Annotated in this window: 25 protein-coding genes and 1 tRNA gene; 10 read left to right on the top strand and 16 right to left on the bottom strand. The window is 69.5% G+C overall.

Annotated features, from left to right (window positions below; all coding sequences use genetic code 11):
* Positions 1–44 precede the first annotated feature (44 nt).
* Positions 45–2,270 (bottom strand): CDC48 family AAA ATPase, encoded by a 2,226-nt coding sequence (locus BMW35_RS11690; RefSeq protein ID WP_089669615.1) that lies wholly within the window; start codon positions 2,268–2,270, stop codon positions 45–47.
* A gap of 204 nt (positions 2,271–2,474) precedes the next feature.
* On the opposite strand from BMW35_RS11690, the gene BMW35_RS11685 reads away from it, so the two are divergent.
* Positions 2,475–3,236, top strand: a complete 762-nt coding sequence (locus BMW35_RS11685; RefSeq protein WP_089669614.1) for a sugar nucleotide-binding protein — start codon at positions 2,475–2,477, stop codon at positions 3,234–3,236.
* Here the strand turns inward: BMW35_RS11685 and BMW35_RS11680 are convergent.
* Positions 3,233–3,958 carry a hypothetical protein gene (locus BMW35_RS11680; protein WP_089669613.1) on the bottom strand — a complete coding sequence of 242 codons (726 nt, stop codon included), beginning with the start codon at positions 3,956–3,958 and terminating at the stop codon, positions 3,233–3,235. The genes BMW35_RS11685 and BMW35_RS11680 overlap by 4 nt on opposite strands.
* Positions 3,959–4,065: 107 nt before the next feature.
* On the opposite strand from BMW35_RS11680, the gene radB reads away from it, so the two are divergent.
* Entirely contained in the window at positions 4,066–4,773 is a 708-nt protein-coding gene (radB, locus tag BMW35_RS11675; protein ID WP_089669612.1) for a DNA repair and recombination protein RadB, read from the top strand.
* Here radB and BMW35_RS11670 read toward each other — a convergent pair whose 3' ends face one another.
* Both BMW35_RS11670 and BMW35_RS11665 read right to left on the bottom strand, forming a co-directional pair.
* Positions 4,774–4,965 carry a DUF7333 family protein gene (locus tag BMW35_RS11670; protein WP_089669611.1) on the bottom strand — a complete coding sequence of 64 codons (192 nt, stop codon included), beginning with the start codon at positions 4,963–4,965 and terminating at the stop codon, positions 4,774–4,776.
* Between the two features lie 107 nt (positions 4,966–5,072).
* A complete protein-coding gene (locus BMW35_RS11665; protein ID WP_449404983.1) occupies positions 5,073–6,224 on the bottom strand; it encodes a KaiC domain-containing protein in 1,152 nt (383 codons plus the stop codon).
* 303 nt (positions 6,225–6,527) lie between these two features.
* Between BMW35_RS11665 and BMW35_RS11660 the strand changes: the two genes are divergently transcribed.
* Both BMW35_RS11660 and mptA read left to right on the top strand, forming a co-directional pair.
* A complete protein-coding gene (locus BMW35_RS11660) occupies positions 6,528–7,352 on the top strand; it encodes an NAD(+)/NADH kinase (RefSeq protein WP_089669610.1) in 825 nt (274 codons plus the stop codon).
* 48 nt (positions 7,353–7,400) lie between these two features.
* Positions 7,401–8,336: a GTP cyclohydrolase MptA gene (gene mptA, locus BMW35_RS11655; RefSeq protein ID WP_089669609.1), complete on the top strand. Its 936-nt coding sequence runs from the start codon at positions 7,401–7,403 to the stop codon at positions 8,334–8,336.
* 42 nt (positions 8,337–8,378) lie between these two features.
* On the opposite strand, the gene BMW35_RS11650 is transcribed toward mptA, so the two are convergent.
* The 9 genes from BMW35_RS11650 to BMW35_RS11615 form a co-directional block, all read right to left on the bottom strand.
* Positions 8,379–9,236, bottom strand: coding sequence for a magnetosome magnetite crystal formation protein family (locus BMW35_RS11650; protein WP_089669608.1), 858 nt, complete (start codon positions 9,234–9,236; stop codon positions 8,379–8,381).
* A 107-nt stretch (positions 9,237–9,343) separates the two neighbouring features.
* Entirely contained in the window at positions 9,344–10,144 is an 801-nt protein-coding gene (locus BMW35_RS11645; protein WP_089669607.1) for a TrmB family transcriptional regulator, read from the bottom strand.
* Between the two features lie 43 nt (positions 10,145–10,187).
* Entirely contained in the window at positions 10,188–10,937 is a 750-nt protein-coding gene (locus BMW35_RS11640; protein WP_089669606.1) for a hypothetical protein, read from the bottom strand.
* Positions 10,937–11,986 (bottom strand): heme o synthase, encoded by a 1,050-nt coding sequence (cyoE, locus tag BMW35_RS11635; RefSeq protein ID WP_089669605.1) that lies wholly within the window; start codon positions 11,984–11,986, stop codon positions 10,937–10,939. The genes BMW35_RS11640 and cyoE overlap by 1 nt, the downstream gene beginning before the upstream one ends.
* A 32-nt stretch (positions 11,987–12,018) precedes the next feature.
* The gene (locus BMW35_RS11630) at positions 12,019–13,740 is read right to left on the bottom strand and encodes a cytochrome c oxidase subunit I (protein WP_089669604.1); all 1,722 of its coding nucleotides are present in this window, start codon (positions 13,738–13,740) and stop codon (positions 12,019–12,021) included.
* Positions 13,741–14,718, bottom strand: coding sequence for a halocyanin domain-containing protein (locus BMW35_RS15910; protein ID WP_245708172.1), 978 nt, complete (start codon positions 14,716–14,718; stop codon positions 13,741–13,743). It lies immediately after the preceding gene.
* A 6-nt stretch (positions 14,719–14,724) separates the two neighbouring features.
* Positions 14,725–14,880: a hypothetical protein gene (locus BMW35_RS15680; protein WP_177170834.1), complete on the bottom strand. Its 156-nt coding sequence runs from the start codon at positions 14,878–14,880 to the stop codon at positions 14,725–14,727.
* 89 nt (positions 14,881–14,969) lie between these two features.
* Positions 14,970–15,947: a metallophosphoesterase family protein gene (locus BMW35_RS11620; RefSeq protein ID WP_089669603.1), complete on the bottom strand. Its 978-nt coding sequence runs from the start codon at positions 15,945–15,947 to the stop codon at positions 14,970–14,972.
* A 175-nt stretch (positions 15,948–16,122) separates the two neighbouring features.
* The gene (locus BMW35_RS11615) at positions 16,123–17,697 is read right to left on the bottom strand and encodes a DUF255 domain-containing protein (protein ID WP_089669602.1); all 1,575 of its coding nucleotides are present in this window, start codon (positions 17,695–17,697) and stop codon (positions 16,123–16,125) included.
* A 147-nt stretch (positions 17,698–17,844) separates the two neighbouring features.
* Between BMW35_RS11615 and BMW35_RS11610 the strand changes: the two genes are divergently transcribed.
* Together BMW35_RS11610 and BMW35_RS11605 are read left to right on the top strand one after the other, a co-directional pair.
* Positions 17,845–18,453 carry an FxsA family protein gene (locus BMW35_RS11610; RefSeq protein ID WP_089669601.1) on the top strand — a complete coding sequence of 203 codons (609 nt, stop codon included), beginning with the start codon at positions 17,845–17,847 and terminating at the stop codon, positions 18,451–18,453.
* Between the two features lie 67 nt (positions 18,454–18,520).
* Positions 18,521–18,594: transfer RNA gene (locus BMW35_RS11605), tRNA-Ile, on the top strand.
* A gap of 130 nt (positions 18,595–18,724) precedes the next feature.
* On the opposite strand, the gene BMW35_RS11600 is transcribed toward BMW35_RS11605, so the two are convergent.
* A complete protein-coding gene (locus BMW35_RS11600; protein WP_089669600.1) occupies positions 18,725–19,045 on the bottom strand; it encodes a HalOD1 output domain-containing protein in 321 nt (106 codons plus the stop codon).
* Between the two features lie 4 nt (positions 19,046–19,049).
* The gene (locus BMW35_RS15675) at positions 19,050–19,187 is read right to left on the bottom strand and encodes a hypothetical protein (RefSeq protein WP_177170833.1); all 138 of its coding nucleotides are present in this window, start codon (positions 19,185–19,187) and stop codon (positions 19,050–19,052) included.
* Between the two features lie 232 nt (positions 19,188–19,419).
* Here BMW35_RS15675 and BMW35_RS11595 point away from each other — a divergent pair, with 232 nt between their 5' ends.
* From BMW35_RS11595 to BMW35_RS11585, 3 genes are all read left to right on the top strand, one after another.
* A complete protein-coding gene (locus tag BMW35_RS11595; RefSeq protein WP_177170832.1) occupies positions 19,420–19,740 on the top strand; it encodes a hypothetical protein in 321 nt (106 codons plus the stop codon).
* A 283-nt stretch (positions 19,741–20,023) separates the two neighbouring features.
* The gene (locus tag BMW35_RS11590; protein ID WP_089669599.1) at positions 20,024–20,230 is read left to right on the top strand and encodes a DUF7996 family protein; all 207 of its coding nucleotides are present in this window, start codon (positions 20,024–20,026) and stop codon (positions 20,228–20,230) included.
* 30 nt (positions 20,231–20,260) lie between these two features.
* Complete coding sequence (locus BMW35_RS11585) at positions 20,261–20,527, top strand: DUF8006 family protein (RefSeq protein WP_089669598.1); 267 nt, start codon at positions 20,261–20,263, stop codon at positions 20,525–20,527.
* Between the two features lie 18 nt (positions 20,528–20,545).
* On the opposite strand, the gene ahbB is transcribed toward BMW35_RS11585, so the two are convergent.
* Positions 20,546–21,577, bottom strand: a complete 1,032-nt coding sequence (ahbB, locus tag BMW35_RS11580) for a siroheme decarboxylase subunit beta (protein ID WP_089669597.1) — start codon at positions 21,575–21,577, stop codon at positions 20,546–20,548.
* Positions 21,578–21,683: 106 nt separating this feature from the next.
* Here ahbB and BMW35_RS11575 point away from each other — a divergent pair, with 106 nt between their 5' ends.
* Positions 21,684–22,742: an anthranilate phosphoribosyltransferase gene (locus BMW35_RS11575; protein WP_089669596.1), complete on the top strand. Its 1,059-nt coding sequence runs from the start codon at positions 21,684–21,686 to the stop codon at positions 22,740–22,742.
* The last annotated feature ends 16 nt before the right edge of the window (positions 22,743–22,758 follow it).

Genomic DNA, 22,758 nt, shown 5'->3' with positions numbered 1-22,758 from the left:
GCTGAGCGAAGCGAGCGAAAGAAGCCCGGAGAAGAGCAGCGGCGTTACTGGAACCCGATGTGCTCGCTGCCGCGGCGGCTCGTGTCGGGTGCCTGGCTGCCCTTGAACTGGTCTTCGACCTGGTCGTAGTAGTCCATGAGGTCGTCCGTGATGGTCGGCCGGACGTTCTCCATGGCCTTCCGGAAGTGGGACATGCCGACATCCTCGGCGTCGTCGTCCTCGCGGAGCGCCTCGATGGCGGCCTCCCGGGCGATGTTCGCGAGGTCGCTGCCGACGTAGCCGTCCGTGAGCTCGGCGAGCTCGCGCAGCGAGACGTCGGGCGACAGCGGCGTGTCCTGCGTGTGAATCTTCAGAATCTGCTCGCGACCCTCGACGTCGGGCTGGCCGACCATGACGAGACGGTCAAAGCGACCGCTCCGGATGAGCGCGGGGTCGATGATGTCGGGGCGGTTGGTCGCCGCGACGACCATCACTTCCTCCATCTCCTCCAGCCCGTCGAGTTCTGTGAGGAGCTGGTTGACGACGCGCTCGCTGACGTTGTTCCCGGCGTTCTGTCCGCGGCCGGGCGCGAGGCTGTCCAGCTCGTCGAAGAAGATGACGGTCGGCGCGACCTGACGGGCCTTCCGGAACGTCTGCCGGATGGCCTTCTCGCTCTCGCCGACCCACTTCGACAGCAGCTGCGGCCCGCGCACCGAGATGAAGTTCGCGTTCGTCTCGTTGGCGACGGCTTTCGCCATCAGCGTCTTCCCGGTGCCCGGCGGTCCGTACAGCAGCACGCCGGCTGGCGGGTCGACGCCCATCCGCGTGAACTTCTCCGGCTCGTTCAGCGGCCACTCGACGGACTCCTTGACGTTGTCCTTGGCCTCGGTGAGGCCGCCGACGTCGTCCCACGTGACCTTCGGGAGTTCGACGAGGACCTCCCGCATCGCCGAGGGTTCGACCTCGTTGAGCGCGCCCTTGAAGTCGTTGCGCTTGACGATCATGCGGTCGATCAGACTCGGCGGGATGTCCTCCTCGTCGAGGTCGATTTCGGGGAGGTACCGGCGGAGCGCGCGCATCGCCGCCTCCTTCGTCAGGCTCTCGATGTCGGCCCCGACGAAGCCGTGGGTGTCGTCCGCGAGCGACGAGAGGTTCACGTCGTCCGAGAGCGGCATCCCCCGGGTGTGAATCTTCAGGATTTCCTCGCGGCCGACCTCGTCCGGGACGCCGATCTCGATCTCGCGGTCGAAGCGGCCCGGACGCCGGAGCGCGGGGTCGACGGCGTCGACGCGGTTCGTCGCCGCGATGACGATGACCTGCCCGCGGCCCTCTAGGCCGTCCATCATGGTCAGCAACTGGGCGACGACGCGGCGCTCGACTTCGCCGGTGACGTCCTCGCGCTTCGGCGCGATGGAGTCCAGTTCGTCGATGAAGATGATGGACGGCGACTCCTCTTTGGCGTCCTCGAAGATCTCTCTGAGTTGCTGTTCGGACTCGCCGTAGTACTTCGAGATGATCTCCGGACCGGCGATGGAGAAGAAACTCGCCGACGTCTCGTTGGCGACGGCTTTCGCCAGCAGCGTCTTCCCGGTGCCCGGCGGGCCGTGCAGCAACACCCCCTGTGGCGGCTCGATGCCGAGCTTCTGGAAGATCTGGGGGTGTTTCATCGGGAGTTCGACCATCTCCCGGACGCGCTGAATCTCGTTCTCCAGACCGCCGATGTCCTCGTACGTGATGCCGCCGCCGGTGCGCTCGAAGCCGCTGATGGGCTCCTCGCGCAGTTCGACTTCGGTGTCCTCGGTGACCAGACAGACGCCCTCCGGCTCCGTCTCGACGGCGATGAGCGGGATGGCCTGGCCCGGCGACCGCATGAAGGGGTGGTTCGTCGAGGACATCACCGGGACGATGTCGCGGGCGACGACCGGCCGCTTCAGAATCTGGCGTTTCACCATACCGGCGGCGTCGCTGCCGAACTGGACGCTCGCTTCTTCGGGGGGTGCGAGCACGAGCTTGTCGGCCTTCTCGGCCTCGGCTTTCCGTATCTTCACGCGCTCGCCGATGCCGACGTCCGCGTTCTGGCGGGTGAAGCCGTCGATGCGGATGGTGTCGGTGTTCCAGTCCTGGCGGTCGGCGCGCCAGACCTTCGCGGCCGTCGTTTCGGCCCCCTCGATCTCGATGATGTCACCCGGGCTGAGCTTGAGGTGCAACAGGGTGTCGGGGTCGAGGCGCGCGATGCCTCGTCCCGAGTCGTTCGGGTAGGCTTTGGCGACCTCGAGTTGGACTTCGTTCATGATTGGAGACTGCGGGGTTAGTTTCGAATCCGACGGCCCGACAGAAGTACTTTCCGTCGGTCCACCCGGACCCGACTGTGACAAAAGGTAGCACGGTCGGCCTCATAGGTGTGCCGAATGGCCGGGGTTCTGCCGGCAGCACGGCACGCAGGTTCCCGCCAGTCGGCAGGAGGATTTTTATCCGCGGGGTGGTGGGAGTGGCCTATGGACGTCCTCGTCGTCGGCGGCACCGGACTGCTCGGGTCCGCGGTCGTCGACCGCACCGGCGGAACCGCGGTCTCGCGCCGCACGGGCTTCGACGTGTTCGACGACGACCCGGCCGACCTCCTCGCAGCCCACGACCCGGACGCCGTCGTCGTCGCAGCGAGCGTCGAGCAGCAGTCCGTCCCGATTCCCGACTACGTCGACGCCGTCACTGCGTTCGTCGAGGCGTGCGCGGGCCGCCGGCTGGTGTACGTCTCCAGCGACGCCGTCTTCGACGGGGACGCCGGCCCGTACGAGCCCGGCGACATCCGGACGCCGGGAGACGCCCCCGGCCGCCGGCTCCAGGTGTTCGAGGACCAGGTCGAGCGCCACGACGACGGCGTCGTGCTCCGACCGGGCGCGGTGTACGCGGGCGACCCGCTGTCGCCGCGGCTCGCCGACACCCGCGACGCGCTCGCCGACGGCGGCTGCGAGCGCTACGACGACGTCTACCGCAGCCCCGCACACGTCGACGACGTCGCGGCCGCCGTCGCAGAACTGGCTGCCGGCGGCTGGACCGGCGTCTTCCACGCACCGGGCCCGCGGCTGAGCGTCTACGAGTTCCACGAGCGCGCGCTGTCGGCGCTCGGCGTCGACACCACGAACCTGGAGCCGGTGTCGGCACCCGAGGAAGACTCGGTCGCCCGCGACCGCTCGCTCCGCGGGCCACGCTTCGAGACAGAACTCGACGCGACGGTTCGCCCGCCGGAAGACGCGCTCTAGGCGTCGTCGCGGTGCTCGGCCAGCGCCTCCTCCAGTGTGAGGTCGCCGGCGGCGACGCGCCGCGCCAGCTCCGCCGTGATGGTCCGGTTCTCCTCGCTTCGCTCCCGGGAGCGCGCCTTCACGACCTCGATTTCGCCCTCGGTCGGGTCCACAGACCGCCCCTCGACTTCCTCGCCGGGCGTCAGCGCGATGTTCGTGGCGGCGAGCACGTCACCCATCCCCCTCGCGCCCGACCCGAGGTGGGGCGTCGTCCCGGTCTCGTCGACGAGCTCGACCGTCACGTCCCCGAGTTCGTCGAGGATGCGGGCACCCGCCATCCGGGCACCGTCGCCGACGCGCACGACCGCGTCCTCGTCGTCGGCGACCTCCTCGCGCACGACTTCGGCCGCGTCCGTGACCGGCACCTGAAACGCCGCCACGACGATGCCGCCGCGCAGCACGGCGATTCCCGGCCGGTCGCCGGGGTCGACGCCGACGACGGTCCGGCTGCGCTCGCCTCGCACTCGTCCGACCGCACGCTCGACGGCGAGCCTCGCGTTCCCCGCCGCAGCCCGAACGACCGGCACGTCGACGGCTAGGTCGTCGTCGCTGGTCACGACAGCGTCGGTCCCCGGCGGCAGCGCGTCGCCGGGTTCGATTGTCGTGAACTCCACGTCGCGCTCGCGGAGTTCGCCGACCACCTCGTGGTACACTTCGAAGTCCGCGGTCGCGACGACAATCACGACTGGACCTCGGTCCGCCGCCGTCAAAGTCCTTTTCGAGCCGCGGAGCTGGGAGCCGGAAAGCGTCGACCGGGAGTATTTAGCCGGGGGCGCGCCAACCCTGGGTAGTGAGCGACGACACCCACGTCTCGACCGGCTGTGCGGCACTCGACGACCTCCTGGGGGGCGGCGTCGAGCGCGGCACCGTCACGCAGCTGTACGGCGCGCCGGCGGCCGGGAAGACGAACGTCGCGCTGTCGACGGCCGTCGAGGTCGCCACCGAGGGTGGCACCGCCGTCTACGTCGACACCGAGGGCCTGTCCGTGGCGCGGTTCGACCAGATTCTGTCGGCGCGAGCGGACGACCCCGATGCGGCCGCCGAGCGCATCGTCGTCTCCGAAGCCCACGACTTCGCGGAGCAGGCCGAGGCCGTGCGTGACACCGAGGACTTCGCCGAGCAGGCAGACCTCGTCGTGCTGGACTCGGCGACCGGGTTCTACCGGCTGGAGCGCGGCGGCGACGAGGACGCCGGTGACGCGCTCCGGCAGGTCGCCGACCAGGTCACACACCTGCTGTCGCTGGCGCGGAAACACGACCTCGCGGCCGTCGTCACGAACCAGGTGTTCACCGACGTGGAGAGCGGCAGCGACCGCGTGCGGCCGCTCGGCGGCCACACGCTCAACCACTGGACCGGCGTCGTGATGCGCCTCGACCGGTTCCGCGGCGGGCAGCGGCGGGCGACCATCGAGAAGCACCGCTCGCAGCCCGAGGGCGAGCAGACCCGCTTCCAGATTACCGACGCGGGCGTCGAGGGCGTCGAGGAGACCGAGTACTGACTACGGGGCCGTGCGGTACTCGCCGTGTTTCATCCCGAGGAGGAACGACACCGCTGCGAACAGAATCATCGACGGCAGCACCATCATGAACACCGTGTCGGTTTCCATGAAGTCGGCCGACGCGAGGCCGACCGTTCCGGCGGCGACGAGCAACACGAGCAGTCCGACGGCGCGTGCGAAGTCGAATCGCATACCCGGCCGTTGACACGCCGACAGGAAATACGTTCCCGAACACGCTGGACTCGCAGCTACCCGTCGCCGCGAGCCGCAGCGGGGCTGCCGGTGCCGGTAGCCTGCTGTCAGAAGATGTTCGCCTGCCGGTAGACGCTGATGCCTTGGTGGGTGATCTCGTAGGGCTTGGTCTCCCGGGAGTGGTTCGCGTCCCGAATCTTCTGTATCTCGACGGCGAGGCGGGTCTCCCGGAAGTCCTCGGGGCGGATGTACCGCAGGACGACGACGGCGTCGGTGAGGTACTCGATGACGCCGTAGCGGGACGCGAAGGAGTTGTCCTCGCTGGCTTCGCTGGTGAGCATCGTGGTGACACCGGCCTCCTTCAGCGCCTTCGTGAAGTCGTAAATCTCTGTGCGGCGCGTGGACTGGTCGTCGTACATCATCTCCAGCAGCGAGACGGAGTCGAGGACGAGCCGGCTGGCACCGAACTCCTCGACGAGTCGCGGGAGTTCGTTCCGGATGCTCGTCAGGGAGTTCGCCATCTCGATGGGGTCGATGTCCACGACAGCGAGGTCGCCGTTCGCGGTGTGTTCGGAGAAGTTCCAGCCCTTCTCGTCGGCGCTCTGGACCACCCGCTCGCGGGACTCTTCGAGCGTGATGAAGACGGCGCGCTCGCCGTTCTCGATGGCCTCGTGGAGGAACTGGAGGCCGAACGTCGTCTTCCCGGTGCCGGCTTCGCCGACCGCGACCATCAGCGAGCGCTCGGGGACCCCGCCCTGAATCATGTCGTCGAGGCCTTCGATGCCGACGTCGATGCGCGGGATGTCCGACTCGAAGTCCTCCTCCTCGAAGTCGCCGCCCGGGTCGCCGGCACCGGTGTCGCCGTCGAGGTCGAACCCGAAGTTCTGGTCGCCGCCACCGCCGCCACCGCCCGGCATCTGTGCGCCGCCCCCGCCGCTCGCGCCGGCGAACGCGTCCGCGAAGTCGTCGTCGAAGAGGTCGCCGTCGTCTCCGTCGTCGCTCGCGCCGCCGCTGTCCCCCTGGAACGCGGCCGCGAAGTCGTCCGGGCTGTCGTCGCCCTGGTCGTCGCTCCCGTCCGGATTCCCCTGGGTTGGGGCGTCGACCTCGGTCTGGTCGTCACGCTCTCTCCGGTCGTCGCCCTCGGCGGCACCGCTGCCCGCGCCGAACGCGGCCGCGAAGTCGTCGGCGTCGGTGTCCGCCGCGTCGGGCGCGTCGTCGTCGGGCGTCGGGCCGTCCGCGGGTACCGTGCCGGCGGACACGTCTTCTTCGGGTGTGTCGTCGTCGCTGGTGGTGTCGGCCGGCGCGTCGTCGTCGGGCGTCGCCTCGACGGCCTCCGGCTCGTCGTCGCGCTCGACCGCGGCACCGTCGGCGTCGTCACTGTCGGCCTCGCTGGCTTCGTCCTCGAACGCTGCCTCGAACCAGTCCTCGTCGTCGTCAGCCACGGTGACGCCCCCGGGCCGCGGCGACACGCGCCGTCGGCTCCATACCCCGGCCGAGGGAAGGCAGCGAAAAGTAGTTTCCGCCCCGCGGGTTTTTCAAGTGACGGCCTCCGAGTGGGAGGTATGCGAGTCGGCATCGTCGCGCAGCGCGGGAACTCCCGCGCGGCGTACCTCGCGGGGGACGTCCGCGAGGAACTGGTGGGGGTAGACGTCGAGGTGTGGCTGGACGCGGCGACCGCCGGGGAACTGGACCGGGCCGGCCGGGACGTCGCCGAGTTCGCGGCCTGCGACCTCGTGGTGTCCATCGGCGGGGACGGCACGTTCCTGTTCGCGGCGCGGGGCGCGGGGTCGACGCCCGTGCTCGGCGTGAACCTCGGCGAAGTCGGGTTCCTGAACGCCGTCGCGCCGGAGGACGCCGTGGACGCGGTGCGGCGCGAGGTCGAGCGCTTCCGGGAGACCGGCGACGTGCGCTACCGGGAAGTCCCTCGCGTGGTCGCGTCCGGGGACGGCTGGGCGTCGACGCCCGCGCTCAACGAGGTCGCGGTGCAGGGCGAGCAGCGCGGCCACGGCCGCGGCGTCGACGTGGAGGTGCGCGTCGACGGGTCGCTGTACGAGGCGACCCACGCCGACGGCGTGCTGGTGGCGACACCGACCGGGAGCACGGCATACAATCTCAGCGAGGGCGGCCCGCTCGTCCAGCCGGGCGTCGAGGCGCTGCTCGTGACGGGGATGTGTCCGGCGGAGCCGATGCCGCCGCTGGCGGTCGGGCTGGACAGCGAGGTGACGGTGCGCGTCGACGGTGCCGAGGAGGCGGTCGTGGCGAGCGACGGCGGCCGCCTCCAGCGCGTCGACACGCCCGGCGTGGTGCGAATCGAGTGCGCCGACGAGCCGGCCCGCGTAGCGGGTCCGGACGCCGACTTCTTCCAGGCGCTCGGGAAACTGGAGTGAGTGCCGGAACGGAAAGTCGTATTGAGCCTCCGTCCCTATAGTGGGGCAATGAGCCAGCAGCTACCGGACGTGCAGGCCTCCGAACCCGAGGTCTCGGTCGGCCTGAGTCAGGTCGGCGTGACGGGCGTCGAGAAGCTCGTAAAGATTGCGCGCGAGGACGACCGTCCCATCGCGTTGATGGCCGACTTCGAGGTGTACGTCGACCTGCCCCGCGGCCGGAAGGGCATCGACATGAGCCGGAACATGCAGGTCATCGACGAGACGCTGGAGGACGCCGTCAGCGACCCCGTCTACCGCGTCGAGGAGATGTGTGGCACGGTCGCCGAACGCCTCTTGGAGAAGCACGACTACACGACGACGGCGACCGTCGAGATGGAGGCCGAGTTGATGGTCCGCGAGGAGACGCCGGCGTCGGACCTGCCGACGCAGGCGACAGTGGACATCATCGCGTCCGCGACGGCCCGCGAGGACGAGCCGACCCGCGAGGAGATTGGCGCGCGCGTCGTCGGCATGACGGTCTGTCCGTGCAGCCAGCAGATGATGAGCGAGACCGCCCGCCAGAAGCTCGCGGAACTCGGCGTCGGCGAGGAGGCCGTCCGGGAGTTCCTCAAGGACGTCCCGCAGGCCGGGCACAGTCAGCGCGGGCACGCCACGCTCACCGTCGAGGCCGCCGGCGACCCCGAGGTGGACCTGATGGACCTCGTGGACGTCGCGCGTGACTCGATGAGCGCCCGCATCTACAACACCGCGAAGCGCCCCGACGAGGACCACATGACCTACCAGTCCCACGCGAACGCGAAGTTCGTCGAGGACTGCGTGCGGTCGATGGCCCGGGGCGTCGTCGAGGAGTTCGACCACCTCCCCGAGGACGCGGTGGTGACGATGAAGCAGTCCAACGACGAGTCCATCCACCAGCACAACGCCCACGCCGAGCGCGTCGCCGAGTTCGGGCAGCTCCGCGAGGAAGTCGGCAGCGCCGAGTAATCGACGAGTCGGCGGCAGTCGCCCGCTTACTTCGTCTCGTCCTCAGGTGAGACGTTCGACGACGGACGCGGCCAGCGGGTACGACCACGGAGCCCCCATCGCGGCTCGCCACGTGGCGAAGGCCGCGAAGGGGATGGTCGCGACGACCGCCAGCAGTGCCACCACGACGAGCGCGAACGACCCGGACCTGGCGACCGCGTCGAGCATCGGCGGGAACAGGGGTCCGGAGATTGTGTATCCGTAGAACTGGCCGTCCATCGCGTAGAGGAAGCTCGGGACGGCCGAGACCGTCGCGAGCACGAGCACCGACACCGACCAGTTCAGGGCGTTGCGGGCGTTCGCTCTCGTGAACGAGTGCTCGCTGGCCGCGAACACGACGGCCGCGACGCCGCTGAACGCGAGGGCGGCCCCGGCGATATCCGAAGCCAGTGCATACGCGACGGCGGCAGCGGCGAGTGCGAGGAGGTGGACCGAGACGCCGGCGACGGAGCGGCCGTCGTCGCCTACTCGAACCGGCTCCGGCTCGGCGTCGGGGCCCGCGCGGGTGGCGGCGTGGAAGCGCCGGCCGAGGTACACGACGCCCACCAGAACGACGACGGCGGTGGTGTTGCTGGCAATTGCGTAGGCGGCCAGCGCTCCGAGTGCGCCGCCGCCGACCCAGAGCCAGCGGGACGGCGACCACGGGTCGGCGCTGGCGCGCGCGACACCGGTGTCGACGTACAGCGCCGCGAAGAACACCGGCACGAGGAGCGTCTGCAGGACGACGAACAGGACGAACCCGATGACCGCGAACGGGCCCGAAGTGAAGATGTCCATACCCCAGTTGCTACCAATCACGTCCAGCAGCAGCGAGAGCAGCGTGATAGCGGTTATCGCGAACAGGGAGCGACTCGAACGCACGCCGAGAGCGTTTCCGCGAACTCTGGTGAATCTTTCTGTACTAAAGAGACCGAGATAATCGCCTCGAATCGGCCGTCGGTCCGCGATTCACTGCCGCTACGGTCGACTCACCCGAGCGTCGTCGAATCACCCCAACTCGCCTCGAACGCCTCGTGGACGTCGGCGGCGAACTGGGTGTCCTGGAGGTCGATGGTGGCGAACGCTTCGCCGGGCTGGACGGGGTTCGACACCTCCAGACAGACCTCCGCGCCGTCGACGATGGTGACGTTGCCGTCGATGCTCTCCCCGACCCGGACCTCGTAGCCGGGTTCGTCGGCGAGCACCTCGGCGTAGCGCTCGTTGACCTCGTCGGGAATCGAGCGCGCGAGGTCCTCGGAGAGCAGCACCGAGACCTCGACGCCGCGGTCGACGGCGGCCTCCAGCCGACCGAACACGCGGCCGCTGACGTCGTCGAGCTCCCAGCCGGAGGCGGGCGTGCCGGAGACGAGGACGATGCTGTCGCTGGCGGCGTCGATGCGCTCCAACAATAGGTCGAGGGCGGCCTGCGGGCCGACGGCGGCGGTCCAGAAGCCGTCCTCGGGTGCCTTCGGCTCGTCGAGTTCGCGCGTCAGTTCGTCGACGACGCCCTCGTACTGGCTGGCTTTCTCGCGGAGTTCGCGCTTCCGGTCCTCCAGCAGGCGGTCGAGGGCCGTCTCGGGTTCGACGGCGACGTACTTCTTCGGCCGGCTGGCGGCCTGGCTGCGGACGAGGTGCTGGGACTCGATGCTGCCGAGCACGTCGTAGATTCGTCCCATCGGCACCCCGCTCTCCTCTGACAACTCTTTGGCGGTTGCCGGACCCGTTCGGAGCAGCGCGCGGTACGCGTTCGCCTCGTACTCCGAGAGCCCGATGTCCCTCAAGTCGGCCATCTCGTCGGCGTTCGGTGTCGACGGTGAAAAACGCACCGACAGTTTACTCGGTCGCCTCGGGGACGACCGCGAGCCGGCGGGTGTACCGCCGCACGAAGGTCCCGTCCTCGTCCTCCAGACGCACCGTGAACTGCTTCTCGCCCACGATTTCGCCGACCTCGCTCGCCGACAGCGAGAACTCGTACGGCGGGTCCTCGACAGTCCGGACGGTCTCACCCCCGCTCTCGACGACGACGCGGCCGACGCCCTCGCTGGACGCCAGTTCGCAGTCGACGCGGGCGTCCCCGCCGGTGGTCTTCACGCAGGACAGCTCGGGGTCGACGTCCGCCGAGCCGTCGCCGAGCTGGCTCTGGAAGTCGACGGTCATCGCGCCCGCGGGGAACGTCCCGAGGACGAGAATCGCCGCGACGAACGCGACGAGCATGCCGTTGGGCAGCCGCTTGCCGAGCGTGGCCCGGAGGCCGTCGCTGCGCCGCCACTTGAGCGCGAGCGGGATGACGACCAGGTGGTGGACCGGCCCGTAGCCGATGAGCAGGAACCCGTACGCCATCGGGTAGTGCAGGGCGTCGAGGCTGCCGTTGTACGAGTAGAGGATGTTCGACCCCGCCCAGACGAAGAAGCCGAGGAAGACGAGCGCGCCCGACTTGAGGACCCGCCAGCTCGGAGAGTTCGCCCAGTAGACGGTCTTCACGGTCGACCACGCGCTGGAGACGGCCGCAGTCAGCGAGACGCCGGTGTCGGCGGCCGCGTTCGTGGACGCGCTCGTCGACGCGTCGCCGCGCTCGTCTGTCATCAGTCGGAGTTACTCGGGCTTGGCGGGTGGGCGTTGTCCCGAACGTATTCCGCCGCTCGCCCGAGGCGCGCGGCGACCCAGTCGGCTTCGACGGCGGGCGCGCTCGTGACGCCGTCGAGGGCGGGCCGGCGCGTCCACAGCCAGCCGAACGTTCCGGCGGTCAGCACGGCGGCCGCGACCCGGCCGGCGGGGCCGACACCGCCGGTGGCACCGCCGACCCCCCACGCGACGAACAGCAGCGCGAGGAACGTGTTCGACGTGAAGAACGCCCGGACGGCGGCGGTGTCAGTGCCCTCGCGGTGGAACTGCCGGAACCCCGCGAGGAAGAGCGCGCCGCCGACCGCGAGCACCGTGGCGTACGGCGCGGGCGCGAACGGCACCGCGGTGGCGGCGACGACGAGCGTCCCGACCGCCGAGTACCAGACGGCGCGGCGGACGCGCTTCGCGGACGCGACGACGGGCAGCGTCGGAACGTCGGCCGCCGTGAAGTCCTCGCGGTAGACGACAGCGAGCGCCCAGGCGTGGGCGGGCGTCCAGACGAACACGACCGCCGCGAGTACGAGCGCCTCGGGCGCGAGCGGCCGCACGGCCGTCCAGCCCGCGAGCACGGGGAACGAGCCGGCGGATCCGCCGAGCACGACGCCCAGCCAGTGCCGGCGTTTGAGGCCGACCGTGTAGACGAGAACGTAGGACGCCGCGCCGGCGAGCATGTACGCGACCGTCTCGACCGGGAGCGTCGCCAGACCGACGGCCGTACCGGCGGCGAGCAGGACGGTGGCGAACGCGAACGCGACCCGGTGGTCGAGGTCGCCGCTGGGCAGCGGGCGGTCGGCGGTGCGGTCCATGTGTCGGTCGAGTTCGCGGTCGTACCAGCAGTTGTAGGCCGCCGACGCCGCGGCGACGAGCGCGCCCGCCGCGAGGAACGACGCGACGGTGCCGAGCGACGCGCCGCCGGCCGCGTAGACGGCGAACACGCCCGTCACGCACAGCAGCGCGACGATTCGGGGTTTGACGAGCGACCAGAGGTGCCGGGGCAGTTGGGAGTGCATAGCGTGAGTGGTGGTGTGTCTCGGTGCCCTCGTCAGGCACCGATCTGCCAGGTGTTCGAGAGCAGGTACCAGTTGAGCGCGGTCAGCACGACGAACGTCGCGAGGAAGACGAGCGTCAGCACGAACGTCCCGCGCATGCTCTGGTCGTGTACGGCGTCGTCTTCGTCACCGCCGTCGGCCGCGACGCGGTCGACGTCACCGACGCGGGCGCTGTCGACGGAGAATCGGTCGCCGAACAGCAGGGTGCCGACGGCGACGAGTGCGAACAGCGCCCCGCCGACGATGGCGAGAACGGCCGACACGCCGAAGACGGCGAAGAACGGCTGTGCGGCCTCGAAGCTGAACTCGGTGCCCGGGATGTCCATCACCGAGGGGTGACGGCGGGGCACGCCGAACAGCACGCCGAGGTACATCATCATCAGGCAGACCAGCGCCATCGCGCCCGCGTAGAGGTAGGGCTGGATTCTCGCGAGGGGCTTGAGAACCCAGTCCCGGCCGAAGACGAGCCGCAGCACGTAGTAGCCCAGTCCCATGAACGCGAGCGTCGTACCGAGCACGACGGTGGCGTGGAAGTGGCCGGGCACGGCGAGCGTGTTGTGCCAGGTCATGTTGAGTTGCATCTGGCCCATCATGACGCCGGTGATGCCGCCGAGGAACCCGAACAGGACGATGGAGAGGATGGTCGCCGAGTAGCCGGGGTCGTCCCAGGGGCTCGACCAGAGCCAGCCGAAGAGGCCGCCGCCCTTGCCCTTCGCGCGCCGGCCGGCTTCCAGACCGGCGGGGATGGCGAACGCGTGAATCATGGAGGCGACGACGGCACCGTACGCGGAGTAGGAGGTGTTCCAGAGCCGCCAGCCCGCCGAGACGCCGGGGTCGGACATGAGGTGGTGGGCCGCGCCGAGGTTGATGAAGAAGAGGTACATCACGAACGCGATGCGGGAGACCTTCTGGGAGGCGACCTCCGCACCCCCGAGGACGTGCGTGAGGAAGTACCAGATGACGATCATCGCCACGAGGTTGATCTGCTGGGTGCCGTGGCCGACGATCCAGTACATCTGGCGGTACCAGACGGGGTCGAGGCTCTCGAGGACGCCGACCCGCCAGGCGAGCGTCGGGACGTACGTGATGAGGCCGCCGAGCAGCGCTTCGAGCGCGATGATGGACGTGACGAACGCGCCGAACGCGACCAGCGGCAGCGTCTTCTCGGGGTTGTCCTGACGCTCCCACCAGATGGTCGCGAAAAAGGGCAGCGCCGCGACGACCGCGCCCAGCAGGAACACGATGGCGAACAGGTAGAACTGCCAGGACGACGGCAGCGGCACGTACGACGTGAGCAGCGGGGCGTTGTTCGGCGGGGACGTGACGAAGATGGCGACGTTCACGCCGATTGCACCGAGCAGCATCAGGCCGTAGCCGACTTTCGCGAGCGACGGCAGCGAGAGCCGGCGACCGAGGACGAACGGCCCGCCGACGTAGAGGATGGCAATCTCCATGAACACCATCCAGAAGATGAGGAGGTTCCAGGCGTGCATGCTCAGGTACTTGTAGAACCGTCCGGGGTCGAGCATGCCGACGGCCTCCCAGCGCGTCATTGCGACGGCGACGGCGAACAGGCCGCCGACGACGAGCGCGACGATGGCCGTGAGCCCGTACAGTTTCACCATGTCCTCCGCGGACTTGTGGATGCGGAGGCCGGTGACGCCACACTCCCGGAAGCCGTCGCTGTCGTACTCGTAGGTGCTGAATCCGAACATCTACACCACCTCCACGACGCCCTTCATCCCGTTTCGCAGGTGGGGGTCGCAGTAGTACTTGTAGACGCCAGCCGTCTCGAACGTGTGTTCGTGCGTGTACCCCTCGCCGTCGAGGGAGTCGACCCCGCTCCAGTCGCTGCCGTCGGGGGCGTCTTCGACCACGACGTTGTGGCCGGCGGAGACCCAGTCGAAGGTGACGGTCGTCCCCCGGTCGACTCGCACGGCGGCGGGCGCGTACGCGAACGGGCCGCCGTTGCCGTCTGCGCCGACCTCGACGGTGACCGACGACGAGCCAGTCTCGTCGACGACTGACTCGAAAGTGTCGGCAGCGCCGCCGGTCTCGTCGGACGTGAGCCAGCCGCCGTACGGGCCCGATGGCTCCGACTCTTGGCCGTCACCGGCGTCGGTTCCCGTCTCGACCGCCTCGTGGTCGGCCACGAGGAACGTCCCGTGCATGGAGCGGTGGCCGTTCCCGCAGAACTCGTTGCAGACCACCTGATAGGTGCCGGGGTCGTCCCAGGACATCTCCAGGACCCACTCGTAGCCGGGAATCATCTGGAGCGATATCTGCTGGCTGAGATTCGACTCGTTGCGCGCGCTGAAGCCGTGCTGGACGTCGTACGTCCCGAGGTGGATCTTGTACGTCTCGCCGGGCCGCACCACGACCGGGAGGCCGTCGAAGCCCCACTGGAACGCGCCGACGTAGATGTCCTCACCGTCCGGGACGAGGTAGTCCTCGTCGTCGACGGACAGCGTGCCGGCCGCGTCCTTGAACGCCGAGACTTTCTGCTGGTAGCGCTCCGGAGAGACCTCGTAGTTCTGGCCGATGTTGTTCTGGTCGCCGAACTCCGTCCAGCCGAGCATCCAGCCGAAGAGGCTGACCGCCCAGCCGGCCGAGAGCCCGAGCCAGATGGTCTCGCGGCGGTTGACTTTCCGGTCCCACCAGTTGCCGTCGGGGTCGTCGAGTGGCGAGCTCATCCGTGGTCACCCCGTGGGAATCGTCGCCAGGTCGACCATCCCCCACACGATATACGACACCACGAAGTAGATGATGGCCGCCAGCGCCAGCACCCAGATGTTGTCCAGCAGGCGCTGGGGCCACGGTTCGTCGTCTGTGTCTGTCGCTGCCTCTGCCGACATACGCGAAGGTCTCGACACCAGCTCCCTCTACCTACTCCCGAACGCTTTCGACCGTGTTCCCAGCGCCTGGGAAGGACAGCTGTGGCGGCTCAGTCGACGAGGCCGCCGCGGGCGTGGTCGGCGTCCTGGCGGGTGTCGGGGCCGCCGTGACAGTCCACGAACGGCAGCGCGTCGAGGTGGCCGGCGGCGACGCGGTCCGCGATGGCGCGGGCCCGCTCGGAGCCCCCGGTGGCGTGCAGGTACGCCTCTTCGAGCCCCTCTCGGTCCGCGAGCGGCACCAGCGAGACGGTCGTTCCGGTGGGCGTGACGTCGATCACGAGCATCGCCGGCGGCAGCGAGCAGGCGGCGGGCGCGGCCAGCTCCCAGGTGTCCCCGAGGTCCGACAGCGACGGCCAGTGGTTGTGGCCGGTGACGGCGAGTGGTACGTCGTGGCGGTCGAGGACGGCGGCGAGCGCGCCGGCCGACTGCATCGGCGGGTGGAGCGGCGCGGGCGGCATCGGGCTCTCGTGGGCCGCCGGTCCGGTCAGCGGGTGGTGGCCGACAACGACGGCGTTGCCGGCCTCCGCGAGCGCGTCGTCCACGCGAGCGACCTGGTCGGCCGTGAGGTCGCCCTCGTGGGTGTCGGTCAGGCGGCCGCCGGTGCCGGCGGTGTTCACGCCGACGACGGTCAGCCCGCCGACCTCGCGGACGGCCGGGAAGCCGCCGCCGGCGTACCGGTCGCCGAACGCCGCGACCGGCGGCGTCTCGTGGCTGTCGGTCGCCTTCGGCACGTCGTGGTTCCCGGGGACAGCGAGAACCGGGACGTCGCTGTCCGCCAGAAGCGCGTCCACGCGCTCGAACTCGTCCGGGTGGCCGTCCCGCGTGAGGTCGCCGGGGACTACGACGGCGTCGGCACCGACGGCGGCCGCGTCGCGGAGCGCGCCGGCGAACCGGTCGGCCGTCCGGTGGAGAACCTTCCACGTTCCCTCGTGGCCGTCGGCGACGTGGGGGTCGGCCACGACCGCCAGACGCGTGTTCGCCGCCCGAGGTCGATTCAGGCGCGCGAGGACCGGACCGCGTGGCGTCATCGGTCCTCGTCGCGCGTCGGCGGCCGCTGCACGACCACGTACGGCAGGTCGCCGAGGAGCTGGTCGACCTCGTCCGGGTCGTCGACGGGGTGCTGGGGCATCACCAGCCGCTACGCGTCCATCGACCTTGAAACCCGATTGAGAGCAGTATAGAGGCGTCAGTACCGGTCGGTTGCTACCGGGAGTCGGCGACCAGTTCGGCGAGCGCGGCCGGGGAGTCGACGACATCAGTCGCGCCCTCGTCGGTCTCCAGCCACGCGGTTCCCGGGTCGCCGTCGGCGTCGGCCGCGACGACTTTCTCGTGGTCGGCCATGCGGAGCGCAGCGCGGTGGAGGTCGCTGCCCGGATCGTCGGCCACCCGGACGACGAGCGGACTGTCGGCGACGCGGGCGGCGGCCGTCGCGTAGCCCGCGACCTGAACGCCCATGCGTTCGGCGGCCCCCGCGAACGCCGAGACGGCGTCGCGGGCCGAGTCGAGGTAGCGGTCGTCGCCCGTGAGGTGGTGGAGGTCGACGAGCGCGTCCGCCATCGCCGCCGTGTCGTCGACGGGTCGGAGCGGCTGGTCGAGCAGCCCGGCACCGGTCTGGGGGCCGTCAGTGAACGCGCCGGTGGCGTCCTGCAGGTCGTCGATGGCGGCGTCGGCGACGGTGCGCGCGGTGTCCAGGTAGTCGGGGTCGAGCACCTGGGCGGCCGCCGCGAACGCGCCGACGACGCGGGCGCGGTCCGCGAGCAGGCCCGTCGGCGCGTCCTCGCCGGCGGAGTGCCGGACCGTCGCGCCGTCCACCAGTTCCTCGCCGAGGTAGTCGAGCGTGCGCTCGGCGTACCGCCGCGCGCGGTCGTCGTCCGTGTAGGAGGCGAGCGTCAGGAGCGCCTCGGCGGCGAGCGCGTTCCCGTCGGCGTACGCCGTCTCGTCGATTCTGCCGTCGGGCGTCTCGCTGGCGGCGAACGCCTCGCCCGTCCACAGCGTCCCCGTGAGGTAGTCGACGACGCCGTCGGCGGCGTCCAGATACTCGTCCTCGCCCGTGTGCAGGTAGGCGTGCGCGAACGCCGCGAGCAGGCTGGCGTTCACCGAGAGCGTCTTCTCCGCCTGCGGGTCCGACCAGTCCCGGGCGTGCGCGAACCGGAAGAAGCCGCCGTCGTCGTCCGCGAGGTGACGGCGGACCGCGTCGAGGGTTCGAAGCGCGCGCTCCCGGTCGCGTTTCAGCGCGAACGACAGCGTCTCCGGCAGCGGGAACTTCTCACTCGTCCCCCAGCCCGCGTGCTCCTCGTCGTACTGGTCGCCGAGCTGGCCCGCGACGAGGCGCTCGACGTCGCCCGTGACGGGCGCTGCCGGCGGCTCGCCGCCCGCCAGCGCGCGCGGCACGCTGCCCGCGTCCTCGCCCTTCTCGTCCCACGTCTCCCGAACGCGCTGTAGCACCTGCCGGAACCCCTCGGGTTCGAGGAACGTCGCGCCCGCGATGTGTTCGCCCTCGGGCGTGACGAACACCGTCGACGGGAAGCCGCCCATGTTGTATCGTTCCCGCACCCGGGGACGGCGGTCGGCGTCCACGCGCACCGGCACGAAATCGTCGTTGACGTTCGCCGCGATGCGCGGCTCGGCGTACGTGCGCTCGTCCATCGCCCGGCAGGACTCGCTCCACTCGGCCGCCACGGCGACCAGCACCGGCACGTCGCGCTCGCTCGCCTCGGCGAACGCCTCCGGCCCCCACTCGCGCCACTCCACGCGCGTCCCGTCCTCGGACTCGCTCATACCCACGTTCGGCGACGACTCCGGGAAACCGTTTCGAACCGAGCGAAACGAGCCCCTGCAGGACTGCGATGGCGACCAGCCGACTGAACGAGCCCCGAACTATCACCGTCCAGAAAGGCTATCAGGCACGCCCGGCAAACCACGGCCATGCCTCGTTTCCGGTGGATGTTCCTCGCGCTCCTGCTGGTGCCGCTGGCGGACGCCATCTTCCTGGTGTTCGTTGCGGGCGAGCTGGGCTGGCAGGTCACCGTGGCGCTGGTGGTGTTGACTGCGCTCCTGGGGACGCTGTTCGTGCGGGCGGAAGGGCGGGCGACGCTCGCCCGCATCCAGCAGTCGCTGGCGAAGGGGAAGCCGCCGACCGACGAACTCGTCGACGGCGGGCTGCTCATCGCCGCGGGCGCGTTCCTGCTGACGCCCGGGCTCGTGACCGACGCGCTCGGCTTCCTCATCGTGTTCCCCGTGACGCGCGTGGGATTCCGCTGGGCCGTGAAGCGGTACGTCACGCCGAAAATCGACGCGAAGACCGGCGGGTTCGCCACGGGGAACGTCTACACGTTCGGATTCCCCGGTGGCGACGACGGCGCGAGCGGCGGACCGTTCGGCCCGGGCGGCTCGGGCAGCGGTGGTTCAGGCGGCGCTGGCAGCGGTGGGATGTTCGGTGGCAGCGCGAACACCGGAGACGACACCGTTGACCTCGACGAGGACGCCTACGAAGTCGAATTCGAGGACGAAGACCGCGACGACCCCCGCCGGTAACGCCCGCCGGCGTCGCGGTGTCGAAAGGAAACCCTTAATTGTACCACCGGACTACGCCGAAGTGCGCGGGTCAGTAGCTCAACTAGGTAGAGCGCCACTCTGATAAGGTGGAGGCTTCCGGTTCAAATCCGGACTGACCCACTTCTCCCGTCTTCTCGGCCGCGAGCGACTGCCGTGTCGACAGGCGGTTCGCGTACCCACGGGGAGTTCGGTCGGCACCAGTTACAGCGGTCGGCGTCGCGAGCGCCCCGTCGACGCTCGTTGTGGGTCGCTACTGTCGCTCGTAGACGGTAATCCAGCCGTCGTGTTCGACGGTGACCAGGCAGTCCGCGTACTCGAAGGAGGCGTGGCTTCGGGAGTCGTCGGTGTTCGGGACGTCAGTGGAGTCGACGACTGACGCTTCGAGGAACTCCGCGTCGATGGTGTCGTGGAGGACCGGGAGTTCGTCGTGGTCGAGCGGGTCGGCGTCTTTCGTCTCGGCGACGGCATACACGATTTCCGTGCCGAGTTCGCCGTCGCGGTCCGGGTCGTACCGTGTCTGCGTGACCTGCCGCCACTCCCCCGGTTCGGGGGCGACTGGCTCGTCTACCATACGTTCAGGGCCCCTGTCGCCGGGGGTCGTGGTGGGCGAACACCGCGTGCGAGTCCGCGGTCGGCGTCGACTCGGCGTCCGGTCCCGGGGCTTCGTGGCGTGTGGACGCCGCGTGACTCGTCGACGGTTCGTGTGTCACCATGGGTAGGGTGACGGGCGGAACACGGAAAGCGCCGCTGGCTAATCGTTTAGGCTCAGGCACGCGGCCAGTGCCGGATGCTGAGTCGTTCGAGACGCACGCCGGGTCGAGTCCTCGACCGCGGGGTGAGTCGGGCAGCGGGATGCTGCGCGTCACGAGTGACACGGACCCGCCCAGTCAGCCCGCCGTCAGACGGGCAGCAACGGTTTTCACGTCGGAGTGCGAGGGTGGGGCTATGACTTCGGGCGAGGAGGAGTTCGGTGACGTGAGTGCGGTCGTGGACGAACTCCACGACCGGGCGTCGGCGCTCAGCGACGACGGCGACGCGCTCGCGGCGGTGTTCCCGCCGTCGTTCATGACGCGTCACACCGACGCGGAAACCTTCGAGGCGTTCGTCGAGGACAGCCGGTGGGACGTGTCGTCCCGGGCGGAGTTCGCGGCGATTCCGCAGGCCGAGTTCGACGACTACGTCGCGGACCGGACGTCGTTCGGTGACTTCGAGGAGATGCTCGGGCAGGCCGGCGAGGAGTGGATGGCGCGCCAACTCGGGCTGTAGCCGGCCGAGCAGGCCGACAGGCCGGGATTCGCAGCCGCTGCAACTACGCGGGGGTTTGACTACCTACCGGGGACAACGAGCGGATGGGTTCCGTTCGGAGCCCGTGCCCCTGACCGCGCCGGAGCTTTCGGCCCACCCCCTGTCACGCCCCCGCTCCGGCGTGCCCCCCGAAATCGCGAGCAGCAGTGCTCGCTCGGTCCCCGCGGCCTGTGTAACCCGCACTGACCTGCTTTACGCCCTCCGAGACCGAGACATTCACGCGTCCTCGGCCCGAACCCCCGCCATGGACGAGCGCGTGAAACTCGGCGCGGTACTCGCCGCGGGCGTCGTTCTCCCGGGCATCGCGAACTACTTGCTCTATCAGGCCGGCCTGGAGACCGCGTCGAAGGTGGCGTGGTACGGCGGGTACGCGACGATGGTGGTCGTCGTCTGGTACAACTGGATTCGCCCGCTGGATCTCTCGGGGGCGAGCGGCGGAACGGAACCTTAAAGGGGATTTCGCGGCGAATTCCGACAAACGATGCTGTTCACTCCCCTGCCAATCATCGACGACTTCCTGGCGAACTACCACCTCGGACAGGTGCTGGTCCTGCTGCTCGTGCTCTCCGTCGTGGGGACGCTGCCGCTGGGTAGCCGCAAGGTCGTCTCCGCCAACGGGGTCCTGTTCGGGCTGTTGCTCCTCGTCGTTCCGGAGACGCTGATGGGCGACAGCGTGTTTACGTACCGCTTCCTGGGCATCGCACTGCTCGTCGTCGCGCCGATTCTCTACGTCACTGCCAAGGAGTGAACAGTCCGCGGCGGGCGGTCACTCGCCGACGAGGTCGTCGTAGCGTGCGCCGGTCTGTTTGAGGGTTCGTTCGCTGTACAGTCGCTCGTGGTCGAACGGCAGGTGGTCGGCCGCGAGTTCGTCGATTTTCTCGTCGACCGCGTCGCTCTCGCGGCCGTGAATCATCGTGAAGAGGTTGTACTGCCAGTCCTGGCCGGGTCGCCGCGGCCGATGGTAGCAGAGGGTAACGTACGGGAGTTGGCCGACGGCGACGCCGCGCTCGTCGAGTTCGTCGTCGGGAACGTCCCAGACCACCATGCAGTTGGCGTCGAAGCCGGTGACGACGTGGTTGACGATGCAGCCAACGCGCTTGATGCAGCCGTCCGCGAGCAGGCGTTCGACCGCGTCCAGCACGTCGTCCACGTCGGCATCGATGTCGTCCGCGATATCCTGATAGGGCGTGGCGGACAGCGGGAAGCCGTCCTGAATCGCGAGCAGGAGGTCGGCGTCGAGCGCGGAGAGGTCGCCGGTCGCGTTCTCGCTGATGTTCGTCGCGTCCACGTCGGTACTGTCGAGTGACTCGCGAGCGAATCGGTCGGAGTTCACCACCGGGAACTCCAGGTCGATGTAGTAGTCCGTGAGCATCGGGAGGTTCAGCACCTCACAGCCCGTGCGCTCCTCGATGTCGGCGAGAATCTCGTCGCGTTTCTCGCGGCTGCCCGCCGTCACGACGAACCACTGGTCGTAGTCGTGGGCGCGCTCGTAGTTGTGGTTCACCTGCCGGTAGCCGTTGATGACCTCGGCCACCTCCTCGAAGCGGTCCCCGGGAGCCGAGACGGCGGCGAGCGTCGACGACCCGATGACGGGTGGATTCAGCACCGCGCCGAACCGCCGGAAGACGCCCTCCTCGCGGAGCCGCGTCACCCGGTCGAGGACGTCCTCGGGAGTCGTGTCGAGTGCCGCCGCGACCGCCTCGAAGGGGCGTTCGCGGACGGGGAACCCGCTCTGGTACTCGTCGATGAGGCGTGCGTCGGTGTCGTCGATTCGTTCGCGCCAGTCACCCGCGACCATTGCCGGGCGGTACGAACTGGCCGGCTTACTGTCTACCGGTTCCGCGGGCACCACAGTCCGGGAACGATTGGGGGGATTTACCCCGGTGTAATCCCAACGACTGCGCATGGCAGACGACTACGGCGAGTGGCCGCTGAAGCGCCTGAACACCGAGGTCGTTGCGTCCGGTCCGAAGTCCGCCAGCGACATGGACCGGAGGCAGGCCCGAGAGGCGTTCCAGCGCATCCTCGACCTGAACCCGGACCCCACCACGCTCGGCGCGTTCTGGCTCGCGAACCGCTGGAAGAAGAACAACCCCGAGGAGCTCGCGGCGTTCGTCGACGTGATGTACGAGGAGAGCCGCATCGCCGCCGAGCCCGACGCCGACCCCGTGGACTGCGGCGCGAACTACGACGGGAAGGCCCGAAGCGCGCTCCTCGGCGTCGCCGCCGGCATCGTCGCCGCGGCCGCCGGCACGCCGGTCGTGGTCCACTCGGGCGACCGCGTTCCGTCCCAGAAAGAGGTCGCGTACAAGGACGTGCTCGCCGAGCTCGGCGTGAAGACTGACCTCGAACCCGAGGAGAGCGCGACGATGGTCGACGAGCACGGCTTCGGCTTCTACTACCAGCCGTCGTTCAACCCCGTCGTCGACGCGCTCTGGGACCGCCGGGACAACATGGGCGTCCGGACGTTCGTGAACACCGTCGAGACGCTCGCGAACCCCGCGAACGCCGACGTCCACCTCGGGTCGTTCTACCACCTCGCGTTCGCCGAGAAGATGGTCGAGACGGTCCGCGAGAGCGAGCACGCCGGCTTCGAGCGCGTGCTGATGTTCCAGGGGATGGAGGGCTACGACGACGTCCGCCCCGGCTCCACGACGGTCGCCGAGTGGGACGCGGGCACCGACATGGAGGACTTCACCATCGAGACCCCCGAGTACGGCATGGACTTCGAGAGCGAGGACCTCCACGTCGACGACGTGGCGGCCGACTCCGCGGAGATTACGCTCGACGTGCTGTCCGGCGAACGCCACGACCAGTTCCGGGACGCCGTCCTCGTGAACGCCGCGCTCCGCATGTACGCCCGCGGCGACGTCGCGTCTCTGGACGAGGGCATCGACGAAGCCGAACACGTCATCTCGGACGGCAGCGCCGAACACCTGCTCGCCGACCTCTGCGCGTTCTGAGCACGGCCGGCACCCG

Origin of the sequence: Halobacterium jilantaiense (genome assembly GCF_900110535.1) — an archaeon.
GTDB classification, from domain to species: domain Archaea; phylum Halobacteriota; class Halobacteria; order Halobacteriales; family Halobacteriaceae; genus Halobacterium; species Halobacterium jilantaiense.
The sequence above is the reverse complement of the archived record's forward strand: the minus strand, read 5'-3'. Positions and strand labels throughout refer to the sequence as shown.